Raw genomic sequence first — 24,564 nt, forward strand, 5'->3', positions numbered from 1 at the left:
TCTTATCCCAAGAGGCTGGTGTCCTGCTTGTGAACCAGCAGGAGATTGGCGGAATTGCCGAGAATGCGGTCGTTGGAAATCATCAGACGGGCAGAATGCGCGTCGCGAAGGTGCCGGCCGAGGCTGTAGGGCGTGCCGTTCTTGTAGCCCATGATGCCGCAGACCAGCATGGCGTGGTCAATGATTTCAAGAATGGTTTCCGAAGAGCAGATCTTCACATTGTTCATCGCGACGGCAAAGGCCATCGACATCAGTTTTTCCGGGTCGCTCTTGGTATCCTCGTAAGCCTTGATGCCGGCGATGATGTTGGATTTCACCACCTGCAGCTTGGTGGAAACCTCCGCAAGGCGGATCGCGCCGGGAGGAGCCGTGCCGGGCGACTTGCGCGCTGCGGCTCTGACGAAAGACTGCGCGCGCAGCACGGCATCCGACGCGATGCCATACCAGACGGCGCTCCACAGGAGATGCGAGCTTGCAAGCATGGATTGCGCTGCGATTTCCGCGAAAGGCTTCGGGAAAATCTGTGCCGCCGGCGCTTCGCCGCGAAACAGGAAACCATCCGAACAGGTACCGCGCATGCCGAGCGTATCCCAGACATGGGTTTTTTCGAGCGTGTACTGGTTTTTCAGAAAGACCGTCATCACCTGATCGGCGGGCGCGGCATCCTTATGGGTGCGCGAGGTGATGAGGATCGCATCGGCATTGCTGCCATAGGAAATGACGGTGGCGTCCTTTTCCAGCCGGCAGAAATCGCCTTCGACCTCGATTGCGCAGATGGAGTTGCGCAGATTGCCGCCGATGCCGCCTTCGGTGGTGGCCGAGCCGAGCAGCAGCTGTTCCGCCGCGACGCGGCTCATGAAGCCCGCATGCCATGCGCTCGCCTCGCCATGTTCCACAAGGCTGGACAGCTTGATGTGGTGCATGGCGAAAATCATCGCGGTTGCGGAACAGGCCTGGCCGAGCCGGGCGCAGATATCGGCGATTTCGTGCAGGGAAGTACCTTCGCCACCGAGCGAAGCGGGGACCTGAATGCCGAGCAGGCGTTCCTGCCTGAGTGTATCAACGGCTTCCTGCGGAAAGCGGCCGGTAACATCGACCTCATCTGCGTGTTTGGCGGCAATTGCTGCGACACGGCCCGCGCGCGCGGACAGCGTTTCATCCTGCGGCGCTACGGTGACGTTCATCAGGCTGCCTCTTTACCATCCAGAATGAGCTTAACGGTGTCTTCAATGGCCTTGATGCTGGCAAAGGACTTGCGGTTCAGCAGATTGTCCGGGAATTCGATATCGAATGCTTCTTCGATGCCGAGCATCAATTGCACCGATGCGAAGGAAGAAAGCCCCGCCGCGTAAAGATCGGCTTCATCTGCAATCGTATCGACGGGGGTTGGAAGCTGGCCGAATTTGGCCAGTATTTCACGTATAGTCGCATTCATTCCGACGTATCTCCCATAAATTTCACATCAGGATGGTTTGTGCTTATCGTTACGTTGCAAACGATAATATTCGCCTAAACCGTTAGGTTAATTACAACTAACGGCAGCATGCGCCATTCCCGCACCTTTGCCAAGCATGGATCGTCGGCCTTGACAAATGCCTGATGGTGTTTTTTGCTGGGGTCATTCACCAGGGGTGTCCCGTCAAGGGGCTGAGATTCTGCTTTCATGCGCAGTGACCCGTTGAACCTGATCCAGTTCATACTGGCGTAGGGACGGTGCAAAGACCTGATGTCGGACGGGCGCATGACGCCGTGTTTCGGCACTTCGGTATTTTCCATCATTCCGGCTCGAACTGGGTCTCCACTGTTAAGCTTTGGAGCCTCAAGATGAATATCGCTGCCAAGAATATCCCGCTTTCCGTCACCACCGGGCCGCATGCCGCCTCCACGAAAATCCACAAATCAGGCATTTTACATCCGCATATCCGCGTACCGATGCGCGAGATCGCCGTCCATCCGACGGCGGGCGAACCGCCGGTGACGGTCTATGATTCCTCCGGTCCCTATACCGACCCTACCCATCCCGTTCTGATTGAAAAGGGTCTGCCGCGTCTGCGTCACGAGTGGGTCGTAGCGCGGGGCGATGTCGAGGCTTATGATGGCCGGCACGTCAAGCCGGAGGATAACGGCTTTGCCACCGGCGAACGGCTGACGCCCGAATTTTCCGTGCGCCACCAGCCGCTCAGAGCCACGGCAGGTAAAGCCGTGACCCAGCTTGCCTATGCGCGGGCAGGTATTGTCACGCCGGAAATGGAATTCATCGCCATTCGCGAAAATCTCGGGCGCGAGGCAGCGAAGGAGAAGCTCGCGCGTGACGGCGAGAGTTTCGGCGCGCATATCCCTGATTACGTCACGGCGGAATTCGTCCGTCAGGAAGTGGCGTCGGGCCGCGCCATCATTCCCGCCAACATCAACCATCCGGAACTTGAACCGATGATCATCGGCCGCAATTTTCTGGTGAAGATCAACGCCAATATCGGCAATTCCGCCGTCACCTCCTCCATGGCGGAAGAGGTGGAGAAGATGGTCTGGGCGATCCGCTGGGGCGCCGATACCGTCATGGACCTTTCGACAGGGCGCAACATCCACAATATCCGCGAATGGATCATCCGCAATTCGCCGGTACCGATCGGCACGGTGCCGCTTTATCAGGCGCTGGAGAAGGTCAACGGCATTGCCGAGGATCTCAACTGGGAGGTGTATCGCGATACGCTGATCGAACAGGCGGAACAGGGCGTGGATTACTTCACCATCCATGCCGGCGTCCGGCTGCACTACATCCCGCTCACCGTCAATCGCGTCACCGGCATCGTCTCGCGCGGCGGATCGATCATGGCGAAGTGGTGTCTGCATCACCACAAGGAAAGTTTCCTCTACGAGCATTTCGACGAGATTTGCGACATCTGCCGCGCTTACGACGTTTCCTTCTCGCTGGGCGATGGTCTTAGACCCGGCTCGATTGCCGACGCTAATGACGCGGCGCAGTTCGCGGAACTGGAAACGCTTGGCGAGCTGACGCAGATCGCCTGGGCTAAGGATTGCCAGGTGATGATCGAAGGCCCCGGCCATGTGCCGATGCACAAGATCAAGGAGAATATGGACAAGCAGCTGAAGACCTGCGGCGAGGCGCCCTTCTATACGCTTGGACCTCTCACCACCGATATTGCGCCCGGTTACGACCATATCACTTCGGGCATCGGTGCTGCGATGATCGGCTGGTTCGGCACGGCCATGCTCTGCTACGTCACGCCCAAGGAACATCTCGGCCTGCCTGATCGTAACGATGTGAAGGTGGGCGTCATCACTTATAAGATCGCCGCGCACGCGGCCGATCTCGCCAAGGGCCATCCGGCCGCACAGGTGCGGGACGATGCGCTGTCGCGCGCAAGGTTCGAGTTCCGCTGGGAAGACCAGTTCAACCTGTCGCTCGATCCGGATACGGCGCGTTCCTTCCATGATGAGACCCTGCCGAAGGAGGCGCACAAGGTTGCGCATTTCTGCTCCATGTGCGGGCCGAAATTCTGCTCGATGCGGATTTCCCACGATATCCGCGCCGAAGCGCAGAAGGAGGGGCTGGAGGCCATGGCCGCGCGCTTCAAGGAAGGCGGTGAGCTTTATATGCCGCTCGCGACGTCTGCGGATGCCGAATAGCATGCGCGTTCTGGTCAAGGGAACGGGGGTCGCCGGTTTGACGGCGGCCTTCGAACTGGCGCGGAACGGCGTTACCGTCGAGGTTTGCGAGCGCAATGCCGAACCCTTTCGCGGCGCATCCTGGTATGCGGGCGGCATGCTGGCGCCCTGGTGTGAGCGTGAAAATGCGGAAGAGCCGGTTCTGACGCTCGGCCAGGCGGCGCTCGACTGGTGGGATGAGGCAACCCCCGGCCTTGTGGCCCGACATGGCACGCTGGTTGTCGCGCCCGCCCGCGACAAAGCGGAGCTTTCGCGTTTCGCATCGCGGACCGGCGGCTATCGCTGGGTGGACGAGGGAGAGATCGCCGCTCTGGAGCCTGATCTTGTCTGGCGGTTTCGCTCCGGGCTTTATTTCCCGGGCGAGGGGCATCTCGATCCGCGCCTTGCACTGAAATCGCTGCATGAGCGGCTTTGCACCATGGGTGTGCGGTTCCACATGGGCATCCCGGTGGATGACCGACCGTTCGACCGGGTGGTGGATTGCACCGGCGCCGCTGCGGTGGGAGAGATTTCCGACCTTCGCGGCGTGCGGGGAGAGATGCTCTATCTCTCCACGTCGGAAGTTTCTTTGTCCCGTCCCGTCCGGCTGCTGCATCCGCGTATTCCGCTTTACATCGTGCCGCGCGAGCCCGGCCGTTTCATGGTGGGGGCGACGATGATCGAGACCGAGGATACCGGCGACATTTCTGTCCGTTCGATGATGGAATTCCTGAATGCCGCCTATGCGGTGCATCCGGCTTTCGCGGAAGCGGAAATCATCGAGACCGGCACGGGCGTGCGCCCCGCCTATCCCGACAATCTGCCGAAAGTCACGCAAGACGGCCGGCTCATTTTCATCAACGGCGCACACCGGCATGGCTTTCTGCTCTCGCCGGCTATCGCGCGTCAGGCGGTTGAAATCGTCTGCCAAACTCTTTCTCAAAAGGAACAGGATCATGAAACTTCTGGTAAATGGCAACGAGCTTGATCTCGCCGCCGAGACGCTGGCCGGTCTGCTCGCCAGCCTCGAATACGAAGGCGAGTGGCTGGCAACGGCGGTCAATGGCGATCTGGTGCATTCGGAAGAACGCGCCGACTATCAACTGAAGGCTTTCGACCGTGTCGAAATTCTCTCGCCGATGCAGGGAGGCTGAGACATGCTGACGCTTTATGGCCGTGAAGTCTCGTCCCGTCTTCTCCTCGGCACGGCGCGGTATCCGTCCCCCGCCGTGCTTGCCGATGCCGTGCGGGCGAGCAACACGGATATTCTGACGATTTCGTTGCGCCGGGAAACAGCCGGCAATAAGAAGGGCGGTCAGTTTTTCGAGCTTATCCGCGAGCTCGATCGCTACATCCTGCCGAATACGGCCGGGTGCCATACGGTCAAGGAAGCGGTGCTGACGGCAAAGATGGCCCGCGAGGTGTTCCGCACCAACTGGATCAAGCTGGAGGTCATCGGTCATCACGATACGTTGCAGCCCGATGTCTTTGCGCTTGTCGAAGCGGCGAAAATTCTCTGTAACGATGGTTTCGAGGTCTTTCCTTATACGACCGACGATCTGGTCGTCGCCGAAAAGCTGCTGGAGGCAGGCTGCAGGGTACTGATGCCCTGGTGCGCGCCAATCGGCAGCGCCATGGGGCCGCTCAATCTGACGGCGCTGAAATCCATGCGGGCGCGTTTTCCGGATGTGCCGATGATTGTTGACGCCGGTATCGGCCGCCCGTCCCATGCGGTCACGGTGATGGAGCTTGGTTACGATGCTGTTCTGCTCAACACGGCGGTTGCGGGCGCGGGGGATCCGGTCGGCATGGCGGAGGCTTTCGCCCACGCCATAGAGGCCGGCCATCAGGCATATCTCTCCAGGCCGCTGGAGCCGAGGGACATGGCCGTTCCCTCGACGCCGGTCATCGGCACGGCTGTTTTTTCCTGATCGCGGCTTGTCGTAGACATCAGGCACGTCACGTTTTGCGTTGACAGTGCCTGATGGTGGCGGGATACCGGGAAAAAAGGGAAACGGCATGGCGGCACTCACCAATCTTCTGACGGATATTGACGGCGTTTCGGTCGGCAATGTCACCGATCTTTCCCTCGGCTCCGGTGTTACGGCGATTGTTTTCGAAAAGCCCGCCATTGCTTCCGGCTCTGTTTTGGGCGGTGCGCCGGGCGGGCGTGATACCGGCCTGCTCGACCCGGTGATGACGGTGGAAACGGTGGATGCCTTCGTGCTGTCAGGTGGTTCCGCCTTCGGGCTGGATGCGGCGGGCGGCGTTCAGGCCGGGTTGCGCGAGATCGGGCGGGGGCTGCAGGTGGGGTCCACCCGCGTTCCCATCGTGCCGCAGGCGATCCTGATGGATCTGCTGAATGGCGGTGACAAGGATTGGGGTCTGCATTCGCCCTACCGCGAGATGGGATATGCAGCCTTCGAGGCGGCGCGTGCGATGCCCTTCGAGCTTGGGACAGCCGGGGCTGGAACGGGTGCGACGACCGCCACCTTCAAGGGCGGGCTCGGCTCCGCAAGCGCCGTCAGTTCCGGCGGTTACAAGGTGGCGGCCATCGTTGCCGTCAATGCGCTCGGCTCCGCAACGGTTGGAACGAGCCGCCATTTCTGGTCCGCGCCTTTTGAAGTGCAGGGTGAATACGGCGATCGCGGTTTTCCTGCTCATTTCGAGCCGGATCACACCGCGCTGCGGCTCAAGGGGGTCAATCTCACGGCAACGACCATCGGTGCGGTGGTGACGGATGCCGCGCTCACTAAGGCGCAGGCGCATCGCCTTTCCATCATGGCGCATGACGGGCTGGCGCGCGCCGTTCTGCCCGCCCATCTGCCGAGTGACGGCGACACCATGTTTGCGGCCTCAACCGGTGAAAAGCCGCTTGAGGGCGGCGTTCATTTCGCCGAACTTTGCCATCTTGGCACCATCGTGATGGCGCGCGCGGTGGCGCGTGGCGTCTATGAGGCGACGGCCTTGCCGGTGGATGGACCGCAAAAGGCCTATCGCGATCTTCATGGACGGAGCCTTTGAACGATGAGTAAGGCTCTCCCTCCACTGAAACCTGTTCTTCGTATCGATTTTCCGCCCGGAGAGCGTCTCGGGCACGGCAAGATCGAATTGATGGAGCTGATTGCCGAAACGGGTTCCATCTCCGCCGCGGGGCGGGCGATGGACATGTCCTATCGTCGCGCATGGCTGCTGGTGGATGCGCTGAACCATATGTTCCGGCAACCGGTTATTGAATCACAGCGCGGCGGCAAACAGGGCGGCGGTGCGGCGCTGACCGCTTTCGGCGCCGAATTGCTGGAACGCTATCGCGGCATGCAAAAGCGGATGAACGAGGCCTTGCGCGCGGATATCGACTGGTTGGAGGCCAGCCGCAATCCCGATGCGGCCCTCAATAGGGATCAAGAGCCGCCGACTTTATGATCGCATGCACCGGTTTTCCGGGTTCCAGCTGCAGCCTCTCGCGGGAGAGGTCGGTGATGCGCGACTGGATGATGTCACCGCCACAATCCACCTGAACCGTGACCATGCCGTCTTCACTGGCCGAAACAGTCGCAACACGGCCCTCGAGAATGTTGAGGGCGCTCAAGCCTTCGGGCTTTATGGTTGCCAGCATCACATCGCGCGCCGGTATAAGCACGCGTGCCGGGCTGTCGGATGTTCCCCTTTTTGCCGGCACATGGAGCAGCATGGTCTTTAGCCTCACGGCGGCAAGTCCGTGCCACTCATCAAAGCTTTCAATGTGCCCGGAAAGAATGCTGCCTGCCTCGCGCCGTTCGAGATGCATGCTGAAATCCGGTCTCGCCAGCACTTCGGCTGCTTTTCCCTGCGCTTCCACCTTGCCGTCTTTCATCACCACGATGCGGTCTGCGAGGCGGGCGACCTCCTGAATGGAGTGGCTGACATAGACAACAGGGATTTTCGTCTCGTCGCGCAGCCGTTCGAGATAAGGAATGATTTCGGCTTTCCGCTGCTCGTCCAGCGAGGCGAGCGGTTCGTCCATCAGCAGCAGTCTGGGGGAAGAAAGCAGGGCGCGGCCGATGGCGACGCGCTGTTTTTCGCCGCCCGAGAGTTTGTTCGGACGTCGCTGCAAGAGATGGCCGATACCGAGCATGTCGATGATATGGTCTTCCTGCGCGACCTTCGTTTTGTCTGCGGTGAACCAGCTGCCGTAGTGCAGGTTTTGCGCCACGCTGAGATGTGGGAAAAGCCGCGCTTCCTGAAAGACATAACCGAAACGGCGTTTATGGGCCGGCACGAACAGTCGCTTTTCGCTATCGGCCAGCACCTCCCCATCCAGCAAAACCTGTCCCTCATCCGGCCGCAGCAGGCCTGCTATGATACGGATCATCGAGGTCTTGCCGGAACCGGAGCGCCCGAACAGCGCGGTGACGCCGCCTTCGGAGATGAATGACGCATCGAGTTCGAAGGAACCGAGGCGATGGCGGGTGGTGACCGAAAGCGTCATTCCATGCTCACCCGTTTGCCGATGATGCGGGCCAGAAATTCCGAGACGAGCAACGCGAGCATGGAAATCACGACCGAGACTATGGTCAGCCGCAATGCGCCGGCATCCCCGCCTGGAACTTGGGTGAAGGTATAGATGGCGGCGGAGAGTGTCTGGGTTTCACCGGGAATATTGGAAACGAAGGTGATGGTCGCGCCGAATTCGCCCATGGCCTTGGCGAAAGCCAGGATCATGCCGGCGATGATGCCAGGCAATGTCAGGGGAAGCGTGACAGTGAGGAACACCCAGAACGGGCTTGCCCCCAATGTGCCCGCCGCTTCCTCCAGCTTGCGGTCCACCGCTTCGATGGAGAGGCGGATGGAACGCACCATCAGGGGAAAGGCCATGACGGCGCAGGCGAGCGCGGCTCCTGTCCAGCGGAAAGAAAAGACGATGCCGAACCAGCTATCGAGAAATTGCCCGATTGGCCCCCTGCGACCGAACAGGACGAGCAGCAGAAAGCCGGTGACGACGGGCGGCAGGATGAGCGGAAGGTGGACGATGCCGTTGAGCAGCGACTTGCCCCAGAAGCGGCCGCGCGCCAGCGCCACGGCAATCGCAATGCCGAAAGGCAGGCTGGCGAGCATGGCGATGGAGGACACCCACAGGCTGAGCCTGATTGCCGTCCATTCTTCAGGGCTGAGTGTCCACCAATGCAATGTCATATCCTGCAATCGTCATCTCTCGCGGCCAATATGCTGGGCTCACGAAAGGCAGTTTATTTCAAAACGGTAAAGCCTTGCTTTTCGAAGAAAGGCGTCGCCTTTTCGGATTTCAGGAAATCCAGATAGGCTTTTGCTGCCGGCGATTTTGCCTCCGCGAGAACGGCGACGGGATAGATGATCGGCGGATGGCTGTCTTCCGGGAAGGTGCCGACGATCTTCACGCCGGGATCGGCGGCGGCGTCGGTCTGGTAGACGATGCCATAGGGGGCTTCGCCGCGCGAGACGAGCAGCAGCGCGGCACGCACGCTTTCCGCGCCGGCGACCTTTTGTTCAACAGACGACCAGACGCCGAGTTTTTCCAGAGCGGCCTTGCCGTATTTGCCCGCTGGTACGGAATCAACCGCGCCCATCGCCAGACGACCGTCGCCCACCAGAGCGGCAAGATCGAAGCCCTGCTTGATTTCGACCGGCTTTGCCTTGTCTGCGGGAGCGACGAGAACGATGCGGTTGCCGAGAAGATTGGACCGGCTGTCAGCGTTTATCAGCTTCTTGTCGGCAACATAGTCCATCCATGCAAGGTCGGCGGAAATGAAGATATCCGCCGGTGCGCCCTGCTCGATCTGCTTGGCCAGCGCAGAGCTTGCGGCATAAGAAACGGTTACCTCGTTACCGCTGTCCTTCGCCCATTCGGCGTTGATGGCGTCGAGGGCGTTTTTCATGCTCGCGGCGGCAAACACCGTGACTTTTTCGGCGGCATGGGCCGGAACGGCCGCAAAGGAGGCCGCCATCCAGAGGGATGTGGCTGCGGCGATGGTTTTGAAAAAGCTGCGACGCAAAAGTCTCATGGTATGTTACCCCCGGTTCTATATATTCCTATGAATATATCGATAGGCCTATAGGGCAATCATTATATTTTCAAGGATATATCGCTGGGGTAGGAAAAAGCCCATGGCGGGCTTCCCCTACCTCATTCATGAGCTTGTCACAGGAATCCAGCAGATGTGCGTCTGTGCAGCGTGAGAGTCTTTTCCGCCCAAGGACTTGGGTTGGCTGTATTCCTGTGACAAGCACAGGGATGAGGGACGGTGAGCACACCCGAAAGCGGCAAACGTCGCAATGAGGCATCGGCCCCGAACGTTTGTGTCGTGCACTGTAAGTCCGATCAAAAACGCTCGCCGGCGAAATGGGCAATCTGTGCGCCTGCCTCGTAATAGGCTTCCTTCACCGCCCGGAAAGCCTGCGCTTTCGGCTCCGTCACAGGCAGCGGCAATTCGGCTTCAGCAATCTCACCGAGAATATGCTGCGCGATCACCTTGCCGAAGGCCGTGCCCGGCGCAATGCCGCGGCCGTTATAACCTGAAAAGCCGACGACGTTCTCCGCGAATTTATGAAACCGTGGCACGGCATTGTCGGTCATGCCGATCTGGCCATACCATTCACATTCGAACTCCGTATCGCCGAGCTGCGGGAAAAGCCGCTTCAGCGAGCGTTTCGCCCAGGCGCGATGAATGGCGGTCCCGGTGCCGCGCAGGGCGCCGACGCTGCCAAAGACCAACCGGCCCGCTTTGTCCATGCGGAAGGAGGAGAGAATTTCCTTCGTATCCCAGCAGCCCTCACGGCCGGGCAGGATGCTTTTTTGCAGGTTGTCGCCCAGCGGTCTGGTCGCGAAGTTGAAATAGGGCAGGTAGATCTGCTCATCGCGAACTATCTGCCACGGTCCGGTGCTGTAGGCTTCGGTGGCCACAACGATCCAGCTGGCGGTTACAGACCCCTGCGGCGTCTTCACCACCCATTTTCCATTGCTGCGTTCGGTCGCTACCACGGGGCTTTCGGTGTGCAGACGTGCACCCGCTTTCCGGGCGGCGGCGGCAAGGCCTCGAACATAAGCGAGCGGCTGGATCGTGCCGGCGCGTGTATCCAGAAGCGCACCGGAATAGGTCGTGCTGCCGGTGCGTCTCGCTGTCTCCTCGGCATCGAGAATGCGGACGGGCGCGCCTCTTGCAGCCCATTGTTCGCAGCGCTCGCGGATTTCGACGAGCCCCTTTTCGCCGACTGCGCAATGGAGCGTACCGTTTTTTTCGATTTCGCAGGGAATTGCGTGTTTCTCCACCAGTTCGCGAACGAGGAGGGGCGCATTGCCCAGAAGATCGAGAAGCCGTTCGCCGTAAGTTGTACCCAGCACGCCGGGCAGTTCTTTCGGCATGACCCACATGCCGCCATTGATGAGGCCGACATTGCGGCCGGCGCCGCCGAAGCCGATTTCCTTTGCTTCGAGAAGAACGACATCCACACCGCATTCGGCAAGATGAAGGGCGGCGGATTGTCCAGTGAAACCACCTCCGACGACGACGACATCGGCAACTGCTGCGCCCTGCAGGGCAGGCGTTACGGGCGGTTGCGGCGCGGTCTTTTCCCAGAGGCCGTGCGAGCGGGGGTCGTTATACATCGTTCCACCATGTTCCGGGCCAGTTCATTTGTTTTTCGTATGAGTGACAAGCCCTTGTTTATGAGACTTTACAAGCGGTCGCACCTGTTGAATATCGACATATCGTCAAGAGTTCATTCCATGAGGGAATATGGTTCTGCCGCCCCGCCGATTTCTGCCGTCACTCTCGCTGCTGGCGGCTTTCGAAGCCGCTTCGCGCACGGGTAGCGTCACCGCCGCGGCGAGGGAGCTGGGGCTGACGCAGGGTGCGGTCAGCCGCCAAATTCTGGCGCTTGAAGAGCAGCTTGGCATGGCGCTATTCCTGCGTGAGCGGCAGACGATACGGCTGACAAGGGCTGGAGAGGGTTATGCGCGGGAAATCCGCGAGGCCTTGCGGCGTATATCGACGGCCTCGCTCAACCTGCGCGCCAATCCCGATGGCGGCACGCTCAATCTCGGGATTCTGCCGAGCTTCGGCACGCGCTGGCTGGTGCCGCGTCTTCCCGATTTCATTGCCAGACACCCGGGCGTTTCGGTCAATCTTCTGACGCGATCATCGCTTTTCGATTTCCGCACGGACACTGTTGATGCGGCGATCCATTTCGGATTGCCGCATTGGCCGGGCACCGAGCTGGTTTTCCTGATGCATGAAAAGGTCATTCCGGTCTGCAGCCCGGCCTTCAAGGAACGACACGGACTTTCAAGGCCTGATGATCTGCTGCAGGTGCCGTTGCTGCACATGACGACCCGGCCGGATGCCTGGGAACAATGGTTTCGCGGCCACGAGGTTCGTTTCGACAATGTGCATGGCATGCTTTTTGATCAGTTCACGACGATTGCCGAGGCGGCGAGCGCAGGCGTCGGGGCGTCGCTCATTCCTTCTTTCATGATCGAGGAGGAGCTGCGAAGCGGTCGCCTGGTCGCGGCTGTCGCGGGCGAAGTGGAGAGCGAGGAAGCCTATTATCTCGCCTGCATGCCGGATCGCGCCGGTTATGCACCGCTCGAGAGTTTTCGCCGGTGGATCGTTTCCGAGGCCGCAATTGGGACGAACGGCAGGACGGGCGAGTTTTCGGCGTAATCCGGTGACCGGTCTTGCAAGACGGACGCAGCTCAGCCAATAGTGCGCCATGACGCGTGGCACGAGCAGCCATGCACCGAAAGTTCAAATACGGGAGATGTCCGTGAAGCCCATTTTTGTTCAGCTTCAATGTGAGCCCGGCAAGACCTATGATGTCGCCGATGCCATCTATAAAACGGAACTGGTTTCCGAGCTTTATTCCACCAGCGGTGAATATGATCTGCTGCTGAAAGTCTACCTGCCGCAGGAAGAAGATATCGGCAAGTTCATCAACCAGAACATTGTCAATATTCCAGGAATCGTGCGCTCGCTGACGACGCTGACTTTTACCGCATTCTGAAGACTTTTGAAGATTGTCGTCCATCCGGCCTCAAACGCCTGCTGCCCGTAATAGGGTGGAGGTGCGCGCGCATGGCAGGAAGAGCCTTTTCGGTCCAAAGACTTGCGGCCGGCTAGGTTCTTGTGATGCGTACAGGGATGAATTGAGGTGCGGCTTTAAGAGGTATTGCGCCTGGCGTCCGGCATTCCGTTCGAATCCGGATTTTTGGACTTCAGTTCCGCGCAGAGCGCTCTGATGCGCAATGCATGGCCAGCGCGACTGCAGGCTGGCGAGCTGTCAGGCAAAGGAAAAGCGCGCCATCGGCCCGCGTTTTGGGGGGCTGATATTTGGCGCGCTCTGGTTTTGAGGGTTGTGTGAGCGGTCGAAAGTTTTCCCGCATCAGGCGACCGCGGCCAGATTCCGGTTGCGCACGAGATCGCGGATCGCAATCCGCACGTCGTCGGCGCTGTCGAACTTCTGTTCGTCCAGGTCGTGAACGTGGAACTTCACCGCGATGAACTTCAACCGGTCGTTATCCGGGATGACGATGCCGACGGGTTCGCCAGCGAATTCAATAACTTGCTTCTGCATAGATATACTCCCGCTGTGGCTAATAAACACAGCATGTTGTCGAACTGATTTTCAGGAAATTGAGACCGTCAGGTCACATTCGACAGCAGCGGGAACACGTGGATTTAAATCCAGCATTCCAGGACTCAAGACCAAGGATTGCGTTAATGTTGATATGTTTTGACATGACACACTCCCTGTATTGGTGTTGGCCCAGAATCAGGAGACTCGTTCTCCAGTTCCACACTGATAATCCAGACCAGCACTAAAATCAATGCTGATTGTTATAGGTAGAATATTTTTCTTTATGATGACAGGAGAGGGGCGGAATTGTGAAATTTTTGTTTTCGTTCGAGGCCGCCGCGAAAAGCCCGGCGCAGCGGGCTTTTTATGTTTTTTTTAATTGTCGCCGGTGGCGGGCGGTGGGTAAATATGATCGTTTCCGTTGAAATCGGAAACGGAATAACAGCCATCGCGGGTCTTTTCTGCCGCATTTCGGCCGATAGCGGCCTTGCCGTGACCGCCGGGAATGTCGAGAACATAGGTCGGCTGGCAAAGCCCGGAGACATTTCCGCGTAACGCCGAAACGATTCGCTGGCCCTCGTCGATCGTCAGCCGGAAATGGCTGGTGCCGGGCGCAAGATCGGGATGATGCAGGTAATAGGGCTTGATACGGGTCTCGACAAAGGCGCGCATCAACTCGGCAAGAACTGCCGGGTCGTCATTGATGCCTTTCAAAAGTACGGTCTGGCTGACCATGGCGATGCCGGCATCAATCAGGCGTGCCGAAGCGTGCCTTGCGGCTTCGCTGAGTTCTCGGGAATGATTGGCGTGCAGGGCCACATAGGTGGTTTTGCCGCTGGCCTTCAGCGCATCGATCAATGATGCGTCGATGCGGTCGGGATCGACCACCGGCACGCGGGTATGGAACCGGACGATCTTCACATGCGGTATGTCTTTCAGGCGCGTCATCAGGTCAGACAGGCGCCGCGGGGAAAGCACCAGCGGATCGCCACCGGTCAGGATGACCTCCCAGATGGCGGGGTTCGCTTTTATATAGTCGAATGCGGCGTCAAGTTCCGCCGGGCTCATCATGCCATTGCCCTGCGGTCCGACCATTTCCCGGCGGAAACAGAAGCGGCAATAGACGGGGCAGACATGTACTGCCTTTAAAAGAACCCGGTCGGGATACCGGTGAACGATGCCGTGGACGGGGCTGTGCGCGTCGTCGCCAATCGGGTCGTCCCGTTCTTCGGGAAGGTGAACGAGTTCGGCCGCATCCGGCACGAATTGCCGGGCAATGGGATCCTGCGGGTCGCGGCTATCGATCAGCCCGGCAATCGACGGCGTGATGGCGAGCGCGTAACGCTGCGTCACCGCGCGCAGGTTCTCCAGCGCTTCGGCTTCAATCAGCCCCGCTTCGAGAAGCGCTTCGGGTGTCTTGATGGTCTCAAGCCCTGTCATCGTCCATATTCCGCGACTGGGGCCCACATGACGAGGTCGATACGCGGTGCGCCGGTTGCCAGCATCACCAGCCGATCGAAACCGAGTGCTATGCCGCTTGCCGGCGGCATGATGGCGAGCGCGGCCAGAAAATCCTCGTCCAGCGGATAGGTTTCGCCGTAAATGCGCTGCTTCTCGGCCATTTCCATTTCGAAACGCCGTCTCTGCTCGGCCGCGTCGGTCAATTCGCCGAAGGCATTGGCGAGTTCAACGCCGCAGGCATAAAGTTCGAAACGCTCCGCCACCCGCGCATCCCCGGGGGACTTGCGGGCAAGGGCTGCTTCGCAGGTGGGATATTCGTCGAGAATGGTTGCCCTGCCGAAACCTAGTTCCGGTTCCACCCGCTCCACGATGACGCGGCTGAACATATCCGCCCAGGTATCGTCAGCGGCCACGCGAATGCCGGCATTGGTGAGGCTCGCGGCAAGATGGCGGCTGTCGGTTTCGCCGTTTCGGCTGATGGTGGCCAGCAGATCCACACCGGCATATCGCTCGAAGGCTTCGGCGACGCTTACCCGCTCCGGTTCGAGAAACGGATCGACGCTGCGGCCGCGATAGGTGAAATTCTTCGTCTTTGCGGTTTCAGCTGCCAGCGCCAGAAGATTGGCGCTATCCTTCATCAGGCTCCCATAGGTTTCGCCGACCCGGTACCATTCCAGCATGGTGAATTCCGGGTGGTGCAGGGGGCCTCTCTCCCGGTTTCTGTAAACATGCGCAAAACAGGTGATGCGTTTTTCACCGGCGGCGAGCAGCTTCTTGCAGGCAAATTCCGGCGAGGTGTGCAGATAAAGCGGCGCGGCGTCGCCGGCCGGCGTCAGGCCTTGCGTGGCGAAAGCATGCAGATGCGCCTCATTGCCGGGGGAGATCTGCAATGTCGCGGTATCGACCTCAAGAAAATCGGCGCTGGCGAAATAGCTGCGAAAAGCCGACTGGATCGCGTTGCGCCCAATGAGAAACGCGCGGCGGTCCGCGTGGACGTCAGGCGTCCACCATGGCGACATTGTCTGGTTGCTTGCGCGCATTCTCAGTTCTTTTCCGTCTTCTCTGCGGCGCTCAGTTGCGGAGAAATGGTCCGCAAAACGCCTGATCGCGTCATTTAAAGCAATTCCGGGCGGAAAACCGCTAGGCACTCTTCCGGGAATTGCTGTAGAAGGCTGGCAATTCGTGCGGATTTAAGGTAGTTGCGCCCCAGAAAAAAGACAAAACGTCTGCCGGGGCCGGTGCTGCCGCGCAGTCCTTTACGACGCATTTCATCGAGTTACAAGGAAGTCATATGGTCAAGGTTATCGCCTCATCCGTCCGCAAGGGCAATGTTCTCGACGTGGACGGCAAGCTTTACGTCGTTCTCACCGCGCAGAACTTTCACCCCGGCAAGGGCACGCCGGTCACGCAGGTGGACATGCGCCGCATCGTTGACGGCGTGAAGGTCTCCGAGCGCTGGCGCACCACCGAGCAGGTCGAGCGCGCTTTCGTTGAAGACCTGAACTTCCAGTTCCTTTATGAAGATGGCGAAGGCTTCCACTTCATGAACCCTGAGAACTACGACCAGGTCGTTGTTGATGCCGAGACGATGGGCGATCAGAAAGCCTATCTGCAGGAAGGCATGACCTGCATTCTTTCCATCCATGAAGGCAATCCGCTGGCCGTTGAACTGCCGCGTCACGTCACGCTTGAGATCACGGAGACCGAACCGGTCGTGAAGGGCCAGACGGCTTCTTCCTCCTACAAGCCGGCTATCCTCTCCAACGGCATCCGCACCATGGTGCCGCCGCATATCGATGCCGGCATTCGCGTGGTCATCGCGACGGAAGACAATTCCTACGTCGAGCGCGCCAAGAACTGAGCCTGATGACGGGCTGAAAAAAAGCACCGGGTGACCGGTGCTTTTTTGTGCCTTGAATAACAAAAAGCCCGCATCGAAAGACGCGGGCTTTTTGTTTGCTATTTTGGGCCGTGCTTACATGCCCTTCGCGGCGGCCACGGTCGGGCCGGCGGACTTCTTCGGGGCAGGCTGGCCAACGGCATAACCGCCACCGAGAGCCACGTTAAGCGAGACATAATCCTGCGCGGTCGTCTGGATCGCCGTGGCAAGGTTTGCCTGCGCATCCGATACCGAGCGCTGGGCATCCAGAACATCGAGCAGAGACGAGGCACCATCACGATAGCTGGCGGTGGAGAGCTGCAGCGCTTCCTGGTAGGAGGCAACGGTCTTTCTCAGCGCGTCAACGGTACGCTGGTCGCGATTGATGGCGGCCAGGGCGTTTTCGACTTCTTCCACCGCATTGAGAACGGTCGCCTTCCAGACGAGATATTGTTCGCGTGCCTGTGAGTTGGCGATGTCGACATTGGCGCGGAGTCTGCCGCCATCGAGGATCGGGAGCGTGAGGCTCGGACCGAAGGACCAGCTATTGGCAGTTCCCCTGCCGCCGCCACTCAGGAAATTGTAGCTCGGCGTGATCGCTCCACCAAGCTCGATGCTTGGATAAAGCTGCGCCTCGGTTACACCGATCGTGGCGACCGCAGCGGCGAGATTGCGTTCAGCGACGCGGATGTCCGGACGGTTGCGGATCAGGTCGGCCGGGATACCGGTGCGGGGAACTGCGCGCGCAACAGGCTGGCGTGCGCCCTTCTGCAGCTCGGCGATGAGCGACGAGGCCGGCATGCCAAGCAGGGTCGCGATGCGGTGCGCTGCCTTGCGGAAGCTGGTTTCGAGGCCAGGTATCTGCGACAGCGTGGAATTGACCAGACCTTCGGACTGGACGACATCGAGACGCGAGGCCGCACCCGCTTCGAGCTGCAGCTTGGTCAGATCGAGCGTTTCGCGGCGTGAACCCAGGTTCTGGCGGGCAATCGCCAGGCGCTCCTGATAATAGCGCACGTCGATATAGGCGGCGGCGACGGACGAAATCAGCGTCAGGCGCTGCACGTCGACGGTGGAGTAAGCGGCATCGAGCGATGCATCCGCGCTTTCCGTCGCCCGGCGGTAGCGGCCGAAGAGGTCGAGGAACCACGAAACGCTGAGGCTGCCGCTGGACACGTTGGTGACGGGAACGTCACGGTAGCTGCCCTTGGTCTGGCTGGTCGTGTGGCTACCGCTGCCCGTCAGGCTCGGCAGGCCGCCAGCGCCGTCAACGATCACCTGGGCCTGCGCCTGATTGATGCGTTCGATCGCCTGCATCACGGTGAGGTTCTGCGCGAGGCCGGTGGAGACGTAACCGTTCAGGCGGTTGTCGTTAAAGGCCGTCCACCATGCAACGCCGCTGATGTCGCCATTACTGGTTTTTCCGGCTTCCGCAAACTTTCCCGGCAATTGGATTTCCGGCGTCTTGTGGTCGGGTCCAACAACACAGCCTGAGAGCAGCAGCATTGTCAGGGGAAGGGTAGCGCGAATAGACAGCATGTAATTTTCCCAATTCTCTGGTTGGCTTACCGAGCGCGGCTTGCTGACAAATGGGCTGCGCGATCGATATGCCGTAGAAACGTGCATTTGCCAAATCGGCAACATTTCTAGCAGCGTATTAACGGTTGGCACAGCCCATTTTTGTTTTGTTAACGCCTTGAAAGGCGACGAATGATGACGAAAAAGGACGGAACGAAGAAAATTCCGAGCAGTGTTGCAGAAAGCATACCACCCAGGACCCCGATACCGATTGCATTTTGCGCGGCGGAACCCGCTCCGGTTGCGATCGCGAGAGGCACAACGCCGAGGATGAAGGCCAGCGACGTCATAATGATCGGACGCAGGCGCAGCTTCGCCGCCTCCAGCGTCGCTTCCATCAGGCTCAGTCCGTGCTCCTGTCTCTCCTTGGCGAACTCAACGATCAGGATCGCATTTTTCGCCGCAAGGCCGATGGTCGTCAGAAGGCCCACCTTGAAGTAGACGTCGTTCGACTGGCCGAAGAAATGCGCCGCGGTCAATGCGCCGAGAACGCCCACTGGCACGGCCATGATGACCGAGAAGGGGATGGACCAGCTTTCATAAAGGGCGGCAAGGCAAAGGAAGACGATCAGTACCGACAGTGCATAGAGCATCGGCGCCTGCGAGCCGGAGAGGCGCTCCTGATAGGAAATGCCCTGCCACGCGACGGTGTAACCGCCCGGCAGGCTTGCCGTCAGGCGTTCCATCTCGTCCATCGCGTCACCGGATGCAACGCCTGCGCCGGCGGTGCCTTCGAGCGAGATCGCGCCTGTACCGTTGAAGCGGGCGAGAGACGGCGGCGCATTGATCCATTTCACTTCGCTGAAGGAAGAGAAAGGCACCATCTCGCCGCTGGTATTGCGGGCGTACCAGAATTTCAGGTCGTCCGGCTGCATGCGGTAGGGTGCGTCACCCTGGACATAAACGGGCTTCAACTCGCCGTTCAGAGTGAAGTCATTGACATCCCGGCCGGCAAAGATCGTGGACAGCATGAGGTTCACGGAGGAGAGATCGACCCCCATGGCTCCCATCTTTTCCTGATCGAGAACGATCTTCATCTGCGTTTCATTGTCCTGGCTGTCGCTTCGAAGCGAACTGATCTTCGGATTGCTGGTCGCGAGCGCGATCAGCTCCTTGGACGTGGCGGTCAATGCGTCGGTGCCGTTGCGGCCGCTATCCACGAGATACATCGAGAAACCGCTCGATGTGCCCATGCCCTGAATGGCCGGCGGCAGAAGCGGGAACACCTGAGCATCGCGGAAGCCGAAGAAGGTGCCCATCGCACGCTGCACGATGGCGCCGGCATGCTGATCGGGCGCGGTTCTTTCGGCGAAATCCTTGAGCTTGGTGAAGACGATAGCGTTGTTCTGGCCCGAACCGCTGAAACTGAAGCCGAGCACGCCGAAAACAGATTCGACATTGTTGGCTTCTTTTTCGCGGAAGTAGTTTTCGACCTGCTTCACCACCTCGTTGGTTCGCTCGATATTCGACCCGGTCGGCGTCTGGATGATCGTCAGCAGCACGCCCTGGTCTTCCTGCGGCAGGAAAGAGCTTGGCAGCTTTGAAAAGAACCAGGCGCAGCCGCCGATCACGATCGCGAAGATGATCATCACGCGCAGGGGCCGTTTCAGCAGATAACCGATGGAGGACACGTAGCCATCCGTCGTCTTGCCGAAGCCGCGGTTGAACCACGCGCCCGGTCCGCGCTGCTTCTTGTGATGATCGATCGGCTTCAGCATGGTGGCGCAAAGCGCGGGCGTCAGCACGATCGCGACAACGGCCGAAAGCAGCATGGCCGAAACGATGGTGATCGAGAACTGGCGGTAGATGATGCCCGTCGATCCGCCGAAGAAAGCCATCGGAATGAACACGGCGGTGAGCACGAGCGCGATGCCGATGATCGCACCGGTGATCTCGCCCATCGACTTTTCGGTCGCCTCGACCGGTGACAAGCCCTCTTCCGACATGATGCGCTCGACGTTTTCGACAACGACGATGGCGTCGTCGACGAGGAGGCCGATGGCGAGAACCATGGCGAACATGGTGAGCGTATTGATGGAATACCCGGTGAGCGCGAGAACGCCGAAGGTGCCGAGAAGCACGACCGGAACGGCGATCATCGGAATGAAGGTGGCTCTCAGATTCTGCAGGAACACCAGAAGCACGACGAAGACGAGGATGATCGCCTCGATCAGCGTATGCACCACTTTCTCGATCGACAGCTTCACAAACGGCGTCGTGTCATAGGGGTATTCAATCGAAACGCCCTCGGGCAGCGAACCCTCGACATTTGTCAGAGCCGCTTTCACGCGTGCCGCCGTGTCGAGCGCGTTTGCACCCGTGGCAAGGTTGACTGCGAAACCGGCGGACGGACGGCCGTTGGATCGGGAATCGCCGCCATAGGTTTCCTGGCCGATTTCGATGCGCGCCACGTCGCTGAGGCGAACCGTCGCGCCATCCTTTTCGACTTTCAGGATGACGGATTCGAAATCGGCAACCGTGGTGAGCTGGCTCTGCGCCGTCACCGTCACATTGAGCTGCTGGCCCTTGACCGCGGGCACGGCGCCGAGCGAGCCGACCGAAACCTGGGTATTCTGGCTTTCGATGGCGCTGGTGACGTCGGCGGTGGTCAGCTGGTATTTGTTGAGCTTGAACGGATCCAGCCAGATACGCATCGCATATTCGGAGCCGAACACGTTGATGCTGCCCACGCCTTCGAGGCGCTTGATCTGGTCTTCGACACGCGAGGAGAATACGTCGCCGAGATCGGCCGAATTGCGCTTGCCGTCGGTCGAGATCAGCGCGCCAACCATCAGGATACTCGATGTCGAGCGGCTGACCTGGATACCCCGCTGCTGCACGGTATCGGGCAATTGCGACTGGACAAGCTGCAGCTTGTTCTGCACCTGAACCTGCGCAATGTCTGGCAGGATGCTGTTGCCGAAGGTCAGCGTCACTTCGGCGCTGCCGGTCGAGGACGACGAGGTCATATAGGTGAGGTCGTCGAGGCCGGTCATGCCGTCCTCGATGATGGTCGTCACCGATTTCTCGACGGTTTCGGCGCTGGCGCCGTTATAGGTCGCACTGACACGCACCGTTGTCGGCGCAATATCGGGATATTGCGAAATGGAAAGCGTCCAGATCGCAAGGGCGCCGCCCAGCATGATGACGATGGCGATAACCCATGCAAACACGGGGCGCCTGATGAAGAAATGGGCCATGGCAGTCCTGCCTTACCTTTTACGAGCTTCGACCAAGGGGTTTCGTGCTCATGCTTATTTCGAGGGGGCGGCGGCAGGCGGAGCTTGCTGCGGCAGAACGACGATACCGCGATCGTCAATGGTCACTTCAACTGGCGCAACCGTTGCGCCGTCGGCAATCCACTGGAAGCCGTCGACGATGAGCTTGTCGCCATCCTTGACATTTTCCGTCACCAGCCAGGCGTTGCCCGACTGCTGGCTGGACGGGAAGGTGCGGGTTTCCACCTTGTTTTCCGCGGTCACGAATTTTGCGGTCAGTTCGCCATTGGCGTTCCGGCTCGCTGCGCGCTGCGGAATGCGGAAACCTTTTTCCTTGCCGATCGTCAGCGTGGCGCGAACATAGGTGCCGGGAAGCAGAAGATCATCAGGGTTGTCGAAGAGGGCGCGGATGGAGAAGGTGCCCGTCGTTTCGCTCACCGCCATGTCCGACATATCAATCTTGCCGTCATGCTTGTATTCGGTGCCGTCTTCCAGCGTCAGGTGAATGCCGGTCTCCTTCGTGTCGCCGCCAAGCTGACCCGACGAGATCGCCTTTTTCAGACGCAGGAGATTGATGCTGGATTCCATCAGGTCGATATAGATCGGATCGATGCGGCGCAGCGTTGTCAACGCCGTCGTCTGGTTCGCCGTCACCACGTTACCGATGCTGAAGGCGGTCGCGCTGGTAATGCCGTCGAAGGGGGCCCGGACCTTGGTGAGATCGAGATTGATCTCGGCCGTTTCCAGCGCTGCCTTGGTCTGTGCCACGTCGGCTTGCGCCTGCAGCAGCGTCACCTTGGCATTTTCATATTCGATCTGCGTCGCACCGCTGTTGACCAGGCGTTCGTAACGGGCAAGGTTCGCCTGGGCGCTTGGAATGCTTGCTTCCGCCTTCGCCACGTTAGCCTTGGCCTGCGCCACTTCCGCCAGATAGGTATTGTCCTCGATCTGGTAGAGAACGTCGCCCTGCTTGACCTCGCTGCCTTCCTTGAAAGGAATTTCGCGGATGATGCCGGTGACGCGCGGCCGGATTTCGGCTGTCTGGAACGCGCTGGCGCGGCCGGGCAGAACGGTGGTCAGGGGATATTCGCTGGTCTTCATCAGGATGACGCTGACCGGAGACGGAGGACGCTCTGCAGTCTGGCCGGCGGTCTGGCCGCTCTCGCCGCCATCGCTGCAGCCCGCCAGAAGCGCGGTTACACACAGAGAAGCAAATAGGGGTAAAATACGTCGGCTCATTGTTCTTCCCTGCGTATCGCTCGCATTTAACTATAAGCGCAATGTCGCTCGGCGGATGCGCGTCCGGAAACAGACACGACAGGCGAAGGCCTTGGAAGGGACCCGATTCGCTCATTTTGTCCGGACCGCCACGCGCATAGAAGCGCAGGCTTTTGCGCTTCGCAAGCAATTGCGAGAAGGTGACGTAAATTGGGAATCGTCACTTAGCAAGCGGATTGCGCAATCCCGCGTCGATTAAATCGACGAGTTGATCGCAACGTGTTGCCAAATTGCCGATATCTTCCCGCGCAATGAGGACGGGGTGGATGACGCTGGTCAGCGCGTGGAGCACGGTCTCCGCCAGAGGAGGGATATCGGTGGCGGTGTAGATTCCGGCCTCGACGCCGTCCTGAATGATTTCGGCCAGCAATTTAACGATGACGGATTTATAATAGTCTCCGCACTTCATGTCCTGCTTGGCGGTCATCAGGATCATTTCGAAGACGTAGGGATTTTTATTGAGATCCTGGTGGTGCTGCTCCATCAGGTTGCGCGCTAGATGGCGCAATCTGGAAAGCGGTGCATGGCTTTTGTCGAGTGGACAGATCTGCCGTTCGAAAGCGCCGATCTGTTCGAAGCCAAGGGCGTCGACGAGCGCGTTTTTCGAGCTGAAATTCTTGAAGACATTGGCGGGAGACATGCCAAGCGCTGAGGCGATATCGGCAATCGCCACCGCATTGAAACCACGCTCCCGGAAAAGCTCTTCCGCTTTGGCGAGAATGTCCCGCCGGGTTTCCTCGGCGGAACGGCGAGGCCGGCGCCTGACAGGACGGTCACTCTTCCTGTCGCCCTTTCTCGCCTGTTCGATCATTTTGCTCACGGTCAGACTCCGGGGAAGAACGGCTCCAGATTCCGGCGTACTCTTGCAAGCGGCGTCTCGCCGCTATCGTCGGGAACGAAGCTCTGTCCGGTGATGCGTTCGTAAGCATCAATATAGACCTTCGAGGTCTGCAAGACGAGATCCTGCGGAATTTCGGGAACGTCATCCTTATAAGGGTCGCAGCGTTCGGCAACCCAGGCTCTCACGAAATCCTTGTCGAAGCTCGCCGGCCGGGTGCCGTTGCGAAAGCTTTCCTCATAGCTGCCAGCCATCCAGTAGCGGCTGCTATCAGGTGTGTGGATCTCGTCGGCCAGGATGATGGTGCCGTTTTCATCCGTTCCGAATTCATATTTCGTGTCGACGAGAATGAGGCCCTGCTTTGCGGCAATTTCCTGCCCGCGCTTGAACAGCGCCAGCGCGTAACGGGAAAGCGTGTCCCATTGCTCCTGTGTCAGGAGTTTCTTCTCCACAATCTCGGTCGGTGTCAGTGGCTCGTCGTGGCCGCCATCGAAGGCCTTGCTTGTGGGCGTGATCACCGGTTCGGGCAGAATCTGGTTGTCCTGCATCCCGTCAGGAAGGCTCATGCCGTACATCTGCCGCTCGCCCTTCTTATAAAGGGTCAGGATCGACGTGCCTGTCGTGCCGGCCAGATAACCGCGAACCACCACCTCGACCGGCAATATCTCAAGTCTTTTGCCGATGACGACATTTGGGTCAGGATAGCTGACCACATGATTGGGGCAGATGTCCTTTGTCTTTTCGAACCAGTAGCGGGCCGTCTGGGTCAGGACCTGTCCCTTATAAGGTATGCAGGTGAGAATACGGTCGAAGGCGCTGAGGCGGTCGGTGGATATGATGATACGGTTGCCGTCCGGCAGATCGTAGTTTTCCCGCACCTTGCCACGGTAGTAATTCGGCAGCTCGGGAATGACGGCTTCATCGAGAATGCGCACGGGCTCTCCAATTCTTGGCTTTAAAAGGGGACGTGAGACGCCCCAAGTCTTCTGAAACTCTCGTCCGTTCCTATTGCATGTTTCCTGGAACAGGGCCAGTCGCGACATAAAGACTGTCCTTTC

23 protein-coding genes and 1 riboswitch are annotated in these 24,564 nt (G+C 59.4%); of the genes, 9 read left to right on the forward strand and 14 right to left on the reverse strand.

The annotated features are described in order from the left end of the window. Nucleotides 1-2: 2 nt before the first annotated feature. Together V6R85_RS14395 and V6R85_RS14400 are read right to left on the reverse strand one after the other, a co-directional pair. Nucleotides 3-1,184 (reverse strand): acyl-CoA dehydrogenase family protein, encoded by a 1,182-nt coding sequence (locus V6R85_RS14395; RefSeq protein ID WP_003504854.1) that lies wholly within the window; start codon nucleotides 1,182-1,184, stop codon nucleotides 3-5. Beyond that, a complete protein-coding gene (locus V6R85_RS14400) occupies nucleotides 1,184-1,435 on the reverse strand; it encodes an acyl carrier protein (protein ID WP_003504852.1) in 252 nt (83 codons plus the stop codon). Before V6R85_RS14400 ends, V6R85_RS14395 begins: the two co-directional genes overlap by 1 nt. 182 nt (nucleotides 1,436-1,617) lie before the next feature. Then, a riboswitch (TPP riboswitch) is annotated at nucleotides 1,618-1,729 on the forward strand. Between the two features lie 95 nt (nucleotides 1,730-1,824). Between V6R85_RS14400 and thiC the strand changes: the two genes are divergently transcribed. The 6 genes from thiC (at nucleotide 1,825) to V6R85_RS14430 (ending at nucleotide 7,089) form a co-directional block, all read left to right on the forward strand. Next, on the forward strand, nucleotides 1,825-3,648 hold the full coding sequence (gene thiC, locus V6R85_RS14405) for a phosphomethylpyrimidine synthase ThiC (protein WP_111834673.1): 1,824 nt from the start codon (nucleotides 1,825-1,827) through the stop codon (nucleotides 3,646-3,648). A 1-nt stretch (nucleotide 3,649) separates the two neighbouring features. After that, nucleotides 3,650-4,654 carry a glycine oxidase ThiO gene (gene thiO, locus V6R85_RS14410; RefSeq protein WP_087745050.1) on the forward strand — a complete coding sequence of 335 codons (1,005 nt, stop codon included), beginning with the start codon at nucleotides 3,650-3,652 and terminating at the stop codon, nucleotides 4,652-4,654. After that, complete coding sequence (thiS, locus tag V6R85_RS14415; RefSeq protein ID WP_099085856.1) at nucleotides 4,623-4,820, forward strand: sulfur carrier protein ThiS; 198 nt, start codon at nucleotides 4,623-4,625, stop codon at nucleotides 4,818-4,820. Before thiO ends, thiS begins: the two co-directional genes overlap by 32 nt. Nucleotides 4,821-4,823: 3 nt before the next feature. Beyond that, the gene (locus tag V6R85_RS14420; RefSeq protein ID WP_087745046.1) at nucleotides 4,824-5,597 is read left to right on the forward strand and encodes a thiazole synthase; all 774 of its coding nucleotides are present in this window, start codon (nucleotides 4,824-4,826) and stop codon (nucleotides 5,595-5,597) included. A gap of 88 nt (nucleotides 5,598-5,685) precedes the next feature. Then, nucleotides 5,686-6,690: a P1 family peptidase gene (locus V6R85_RS14425; RefSeq protein ID WP_111834674.1), complete on the forward strand. Its 1,005-nt coding sequence runs from the start codon at nucleotides 5,686-5,688 to the stop codon at nucleotides 6,688-6,690. Between the two features lie 3 nt (nucleotides 6,691-6,693). Continuing rightward, on the forward strand, nucleotides 6,694-7,089 hold the full coding sequence (locus tag V6R85_RS14430; protein ID WP_087745042.1) for a winged helix-turn-helix domain-containing protein: 396 nt from the start codon (nucleotides 6,694-6,696) through the stop codon (nucleotides 7,087-7,089). Here V6R85_RS14430 and modC read toward each other — a convergent pair. The 4 genes from modC to V6R85_RS14450 all read right to left on the reverse strand — a co-directional run bounded on the left by modC (nucleotide 7,058) and on the right by V6R85_RS14450 (nucleotide 11,284). Further along, complete coding sequence (gene modC / locus V6R85_RS14435; RefSeq protein WP_111834675.1) at nucleotides 7,058-8,134, reverse strand: molybdenum ABC transporter ATP-binding protein; 1,077 nt, start codon at nucleotides 8,132-8,134, stop codon at nucleotides 7,058-7,060. The two genes, V6R85_RS14430 and modC, sit on opposite strands and share 32 nt — an antisense overlap. Beyond that, nucleotides 8,131-8,838: a molybdate ABC transporter permease subunit gene (gene modB / locus V6R85_RS14440; RefSeq protein ID WP_099085858.1), complete on the reverse strand. Its 708-nt coding sequence runs from the start codon at nucleotides 8,836-8,838 to the stop codon at nucleotides 8,131-8,133. Before modB ends, modC begins: the two co-directional genes overlap by 4 nt. A gap of 53 nt (nucleotides 8,839-8,891) precedes the next feature. Then, complete coding sequence (gene modA, locus V6R85_RS14445) at nucleotides 8,892-9,683, reverse strand: molybdate ABC transporter substrate-binding protein (protein WP_099085859.1); 792 nt, start codon at nucleotides 9,681-9,683, stop codon at nucleotides 8,892-8,894. A gap of 317 nt (nucleotides 9,684-10,000) precedes the next feature. After that, complete coding sequence (locus V6R85_RS14450) at nucleotides 10,001-11,284, reverse strand: NAD(P)/FAD-dependent oxidoreductase (RefSeq protein ID WP_111834676.1); 1,284 nt, start codon at nucleotides 11,282-11,284, stop codon at nucleotides 10,001-10,003. A gap of 130 nt (nucleotides 11,285-11,414) precedes the next feature. Here V6R85_RS14450 and V6R85_RS14455 point away from each other — a divergent pair, with 130 nt between their 5' ends. Together V6R85_RS14455 and V6R85_RS14460 are read left to right on the forward strand one after the other, a co-directional pair. Further along, nucleotides 11,415-12,341, forward strand: a complete 927-nt coding sequence (locus tag V6R85_RS14455; RefSeq protein ID WP_080866448.1) for a LysR family transcriptional regulator — start codon at nucleotides 11,415-11,417, stop codon at nucleotides 12,339-12,341. A 103-nt stretch (nucleotides 12,342-12,444) separates the two neighbouring features. After that, nucleotides 12,445-12,681 (forward strand): Lrp/AsnC ligand binding domain-containing protein, encoded by a 237-nt coding sequence (locus V6R85_RS14460; protein ID WP_003504815.1) that lies wholly within the window; start codon nucleotides 12,445-12,447, stop codon nucleotides 12,679-12,681. A 378-nt stretch (nucleotides 12,682-13,059) separates the two neighbouring features. Here the strand turns inward: V6R85_RS14460 and V6R85_RS14465 are convergent, their stop codons facing one another. From V6R85_RS14465 to epmA, 3 genes are all read right to left on the reverse strand, one after another. Next, on the reverse strand, nucleotides 13,060-13,251 hold the full coding sequence (locus V6R85_RS14465; protein WP_003492264.1) for a hypothetical protein: 192 nt from the start codon (nucleotides 13,249-13,251) through the stop codon (nucleotides 13,060-13,062). Nucleotides 13,252-13,629: 378 nt separating this feature from the next. Beyond that, nucleotides 13,630-14,694, reverse strand: a complete 1,065-nt coding sequence (locus tag V6R85_RS14470) for a lysine-2,3-aminomutase-like protein (RefSeq protein ID WP_111834677.1) — start codon at nucleotides 14,692-14,694, stop codon at nucleotides 13,630-13,632. Continuing rightward, entirely contained in the window at nucleotides 14,691-15,755 is a 1,065-nt protein-coding gene (epmA, locus tag V6R85_RS14475) for an EF-P lysine aminoacylase EpmA (RefSeq protein WP_111834678.1), read from the reverse strand. The genes V6R85_RS14470 and epmA overlap by 4 nt, the downstream gene beginning before the upstream one ends. Nucleotides 15,756-16,006: 251 nt before the next feature. Between epmA and efp the strand changes: the two genes are divergently transcribed. Continuing rightward, nucleotides 16,007-16,576: an elongation factor P gene (gene efp, locus V6R85_RS14480; RefSeq protein ID WP_003504809.1), complete on the forward strand. Its 570-nt coding sequence runs from the start codon at nucleotides 16,007-16,009 to the stop codon at nucleotides 16,574-16,576. Between the two features lie 114 nt (nucleotides 16,577-16,690). Here efp and V6R85_RS14485 read toward each other — a convergent pair whose 3' ends face one another. The 5 genes from V6R85_RS14485 to V6R85_RS14505 all read right to left on the reverse strand — a co-directional run bounded on the left by V6R85_RS14485 (nucleotide 16,691) and on the right by V6R85_RS14505 (nucleotide 24,441). Then, complete coding sequence (locus V6R85_RS14485) at nucleotides 16,691-18,133, reverse strand: efflux transporter outer membrane subunit (protein ID WP_111834679.1); 1,443 nt, start codon at nucleotides 18,131-18,133, stop codon at nucleotides 16,691-16,693. Between the two features lie 149 nt (nucleotides 18,134-18,282). Continuing rightward, complete coding sequence (locus V6R85_RS14490; RefSeq protein WP_060727384.1) at nucleotides 18,283-21,372, reverse strand: efflux RND transporter permease subunit; 3,090 nt, start codon at nucleotides 21,370-21,372, stop codon at nucleotides 18,283-18,285. Nucleotides 21,373-21,426: 54 nt separating this feature from the next. Continuing rightward, the gene (locus tag V6R85_RS14495) at nucleotides 21,427-22,629 is read right to left on the reverse strand and encodes an efflux RND transporter periplasmic adaptor subunit (RefSeq protein WP_060725455.1); all 1,203 of its coding nucleotides are present in this window, start codon (nucleotides 22,627-22,629) and stop codon (nucleotides 21,427-21,429) included. A gap of 199 nt (nucleotides 22,630-22,828) precedes the next feature. Then, complete coding sequence (locus tag V6R85_RS14500; RefSeq protein ID WP_035213668.1) at nucleotides 22,829-23,488, reverse strand: TetR/AcrR family transcriptional regulator; 660 nt, start codon at nucleotides 23,486-23,488, stop codon at nucleotides 22,829-22,831. Between the two features lie 2 nt (nucleotides 23,489-23,490). Continuing rightward, complete coding sequence (locus V6R85_RS14505) at nucleotides 23,491-24,441, reverse strand: phosphoribosylaminoimidazolesuccinocarboxamide synthase (protein ID WP_060727386.1); 951 nt, start codon at nucleotides 24,439-24,441, stop codon at nucleotides 23,491-23,493. Nucleotides 24,442-24,564: the final 123 nt, after the last annotated feature.

The sequence above is a fragment of the Agrobacterium sp. CCNWLW32 genome (assembly GCF_037083425.1).
GTDB classification, from domain to species: domain Bacteria; phylum Pseudomonadota; class Alphaproteobacteria; order Rhizobiales; family Rhizobiaceae; genus Agrobacterium; species Agrobacterium radiobacter.

Coding starts and splice junctions, on each gene's coding strand:
- V6R85_RS14395 (WP_003504854.1), bottom strand. CDS start 1,184: ATGAACGTCACCGTAGCGCCGCAGGATGAAACGCTGTCCGCGCGCGCG.
- V6R85_RS14400 (WP_003504852.1), bottom strand. CDS start 1,435: ATGAATGCGACTATACGTGAAATACTGGCCAAATTCGGCCAGCTTCCA.
- thiC (WP_111834673.1), top strand. CDS start 1,825: ATGAATATCGCTGCCAAGAATATCCCGCTTTCCGTCACCACCGGGCCG.
- thiO (WP_087745050.1), top strand. CDS start 3,650: ATGCGCGTTCTGGTCAAGGGAACGGGGGTCGCCGGTTTGACGGCGGCC.
- thiS (WP_099085856.1), top strand. CDS start 4,623: ATGAAACTTCTGGTAAATGGCAACGAGCTTGATCTCGCCGCCGAGACG.
- V6R85_RS14420 (WP_087745046.1), top strand. CDS start 4,824: ATGCTGACGCTTTATGGCCGTGAAGTCTCGTCCCGTCTTCTCCTCGGC.
- V6R85_RS14425 (WP_111834674.1), top strand. CDS start 5,686: ATGGCGGCACTCACCAATCTTCTGACGGATATTGACGGCGTTTCGGTC.
- V6R85_RS14430 (WP_087745042.1), top strand. CDS start 6,694: ATGAGTAAGGCTCTCCCTCCACTGAAACCTGTTCTTCGTATCGATTTT.
- modC (WP_111834675.1), bottom strand. CDS start 8,134: ATGACGCTTTCGGTCACCACCCGCCATCGCCTCGGTTCCTTCGAACTC.
- modB (WP_099085858.1), bottom strand. CDS start 8,838: ATGACATTGCATTGGTGGACACTCAGCCCTGAAGAATGGACGGCAATC.
- modA (WP_099085859.1), bottom strand. CDS start 9,683: ATGAGACTTTTGCGTCGCAGCTTTTTCAAAACCATCGCCGCAGCCACA.
- V6R85_RS14450 (WP_111834676.1), bottom strand. CDS start 11,284: ATGTATAACGACCCCCGCTCGCACGGCCTCTGGGAAAAGACCGCGCCG.
- V6R85_RS14455 (WP_080866448.1), top strand. CDS start 11,415: ATGGTTCTGCCGCCCCGCCGATTTCTGCCGTCACTCTCGCTGCTGGCG.
- V6R85_RS14465 (WP_003492264.1), bottom strand. CDS start 13,251: ATGCAGAAGCAAGTTATTGAATTCGCTGGCGAACCCGTCGGCATCGTC.
- V6R85_RS14470 (WP_111834677.1), bottom strand. CDS start 14,694: ATGACAGGGCTTGAGACCATCAAGACACCCGAAGCGCTTCTCGAAGCG.
- epmA (WP_111834678.1), bottom strand. CDS start 15,755: ATGCGCGCAAGCAACCAGACAATGTCGCCATGGTGGACGCCTGACGTC.
- efp (WP_003504809.1), top strand. CDS start 16,007: ATGGTCAAGGTTATCGCCTCATCCGTCCGCAAGGGCAATGTTCTCGAC.
- V6R85_RS14485 (WP_111834679.1), bottom strand. CDS start 18,133: ATGCTGTCTATTCGCGCTACCCTTCCCCTGACAATGCTGCTGCTCTCA.
- V6R85_RS14490 (WP_060727384.1), bottom strand. CDS start 21,372: ATGGCCCATTTCTTCATCAGGCGCCCCGTGTTTGCATGGGTTATCGCC.
- V6R85_RS14495 (WP_060725455.1), bottom strand. CDS start 22,629: ATGAGCCGACGTATTTTACCCCTATTTGCTTCTCTGTGTGTAACCGCG.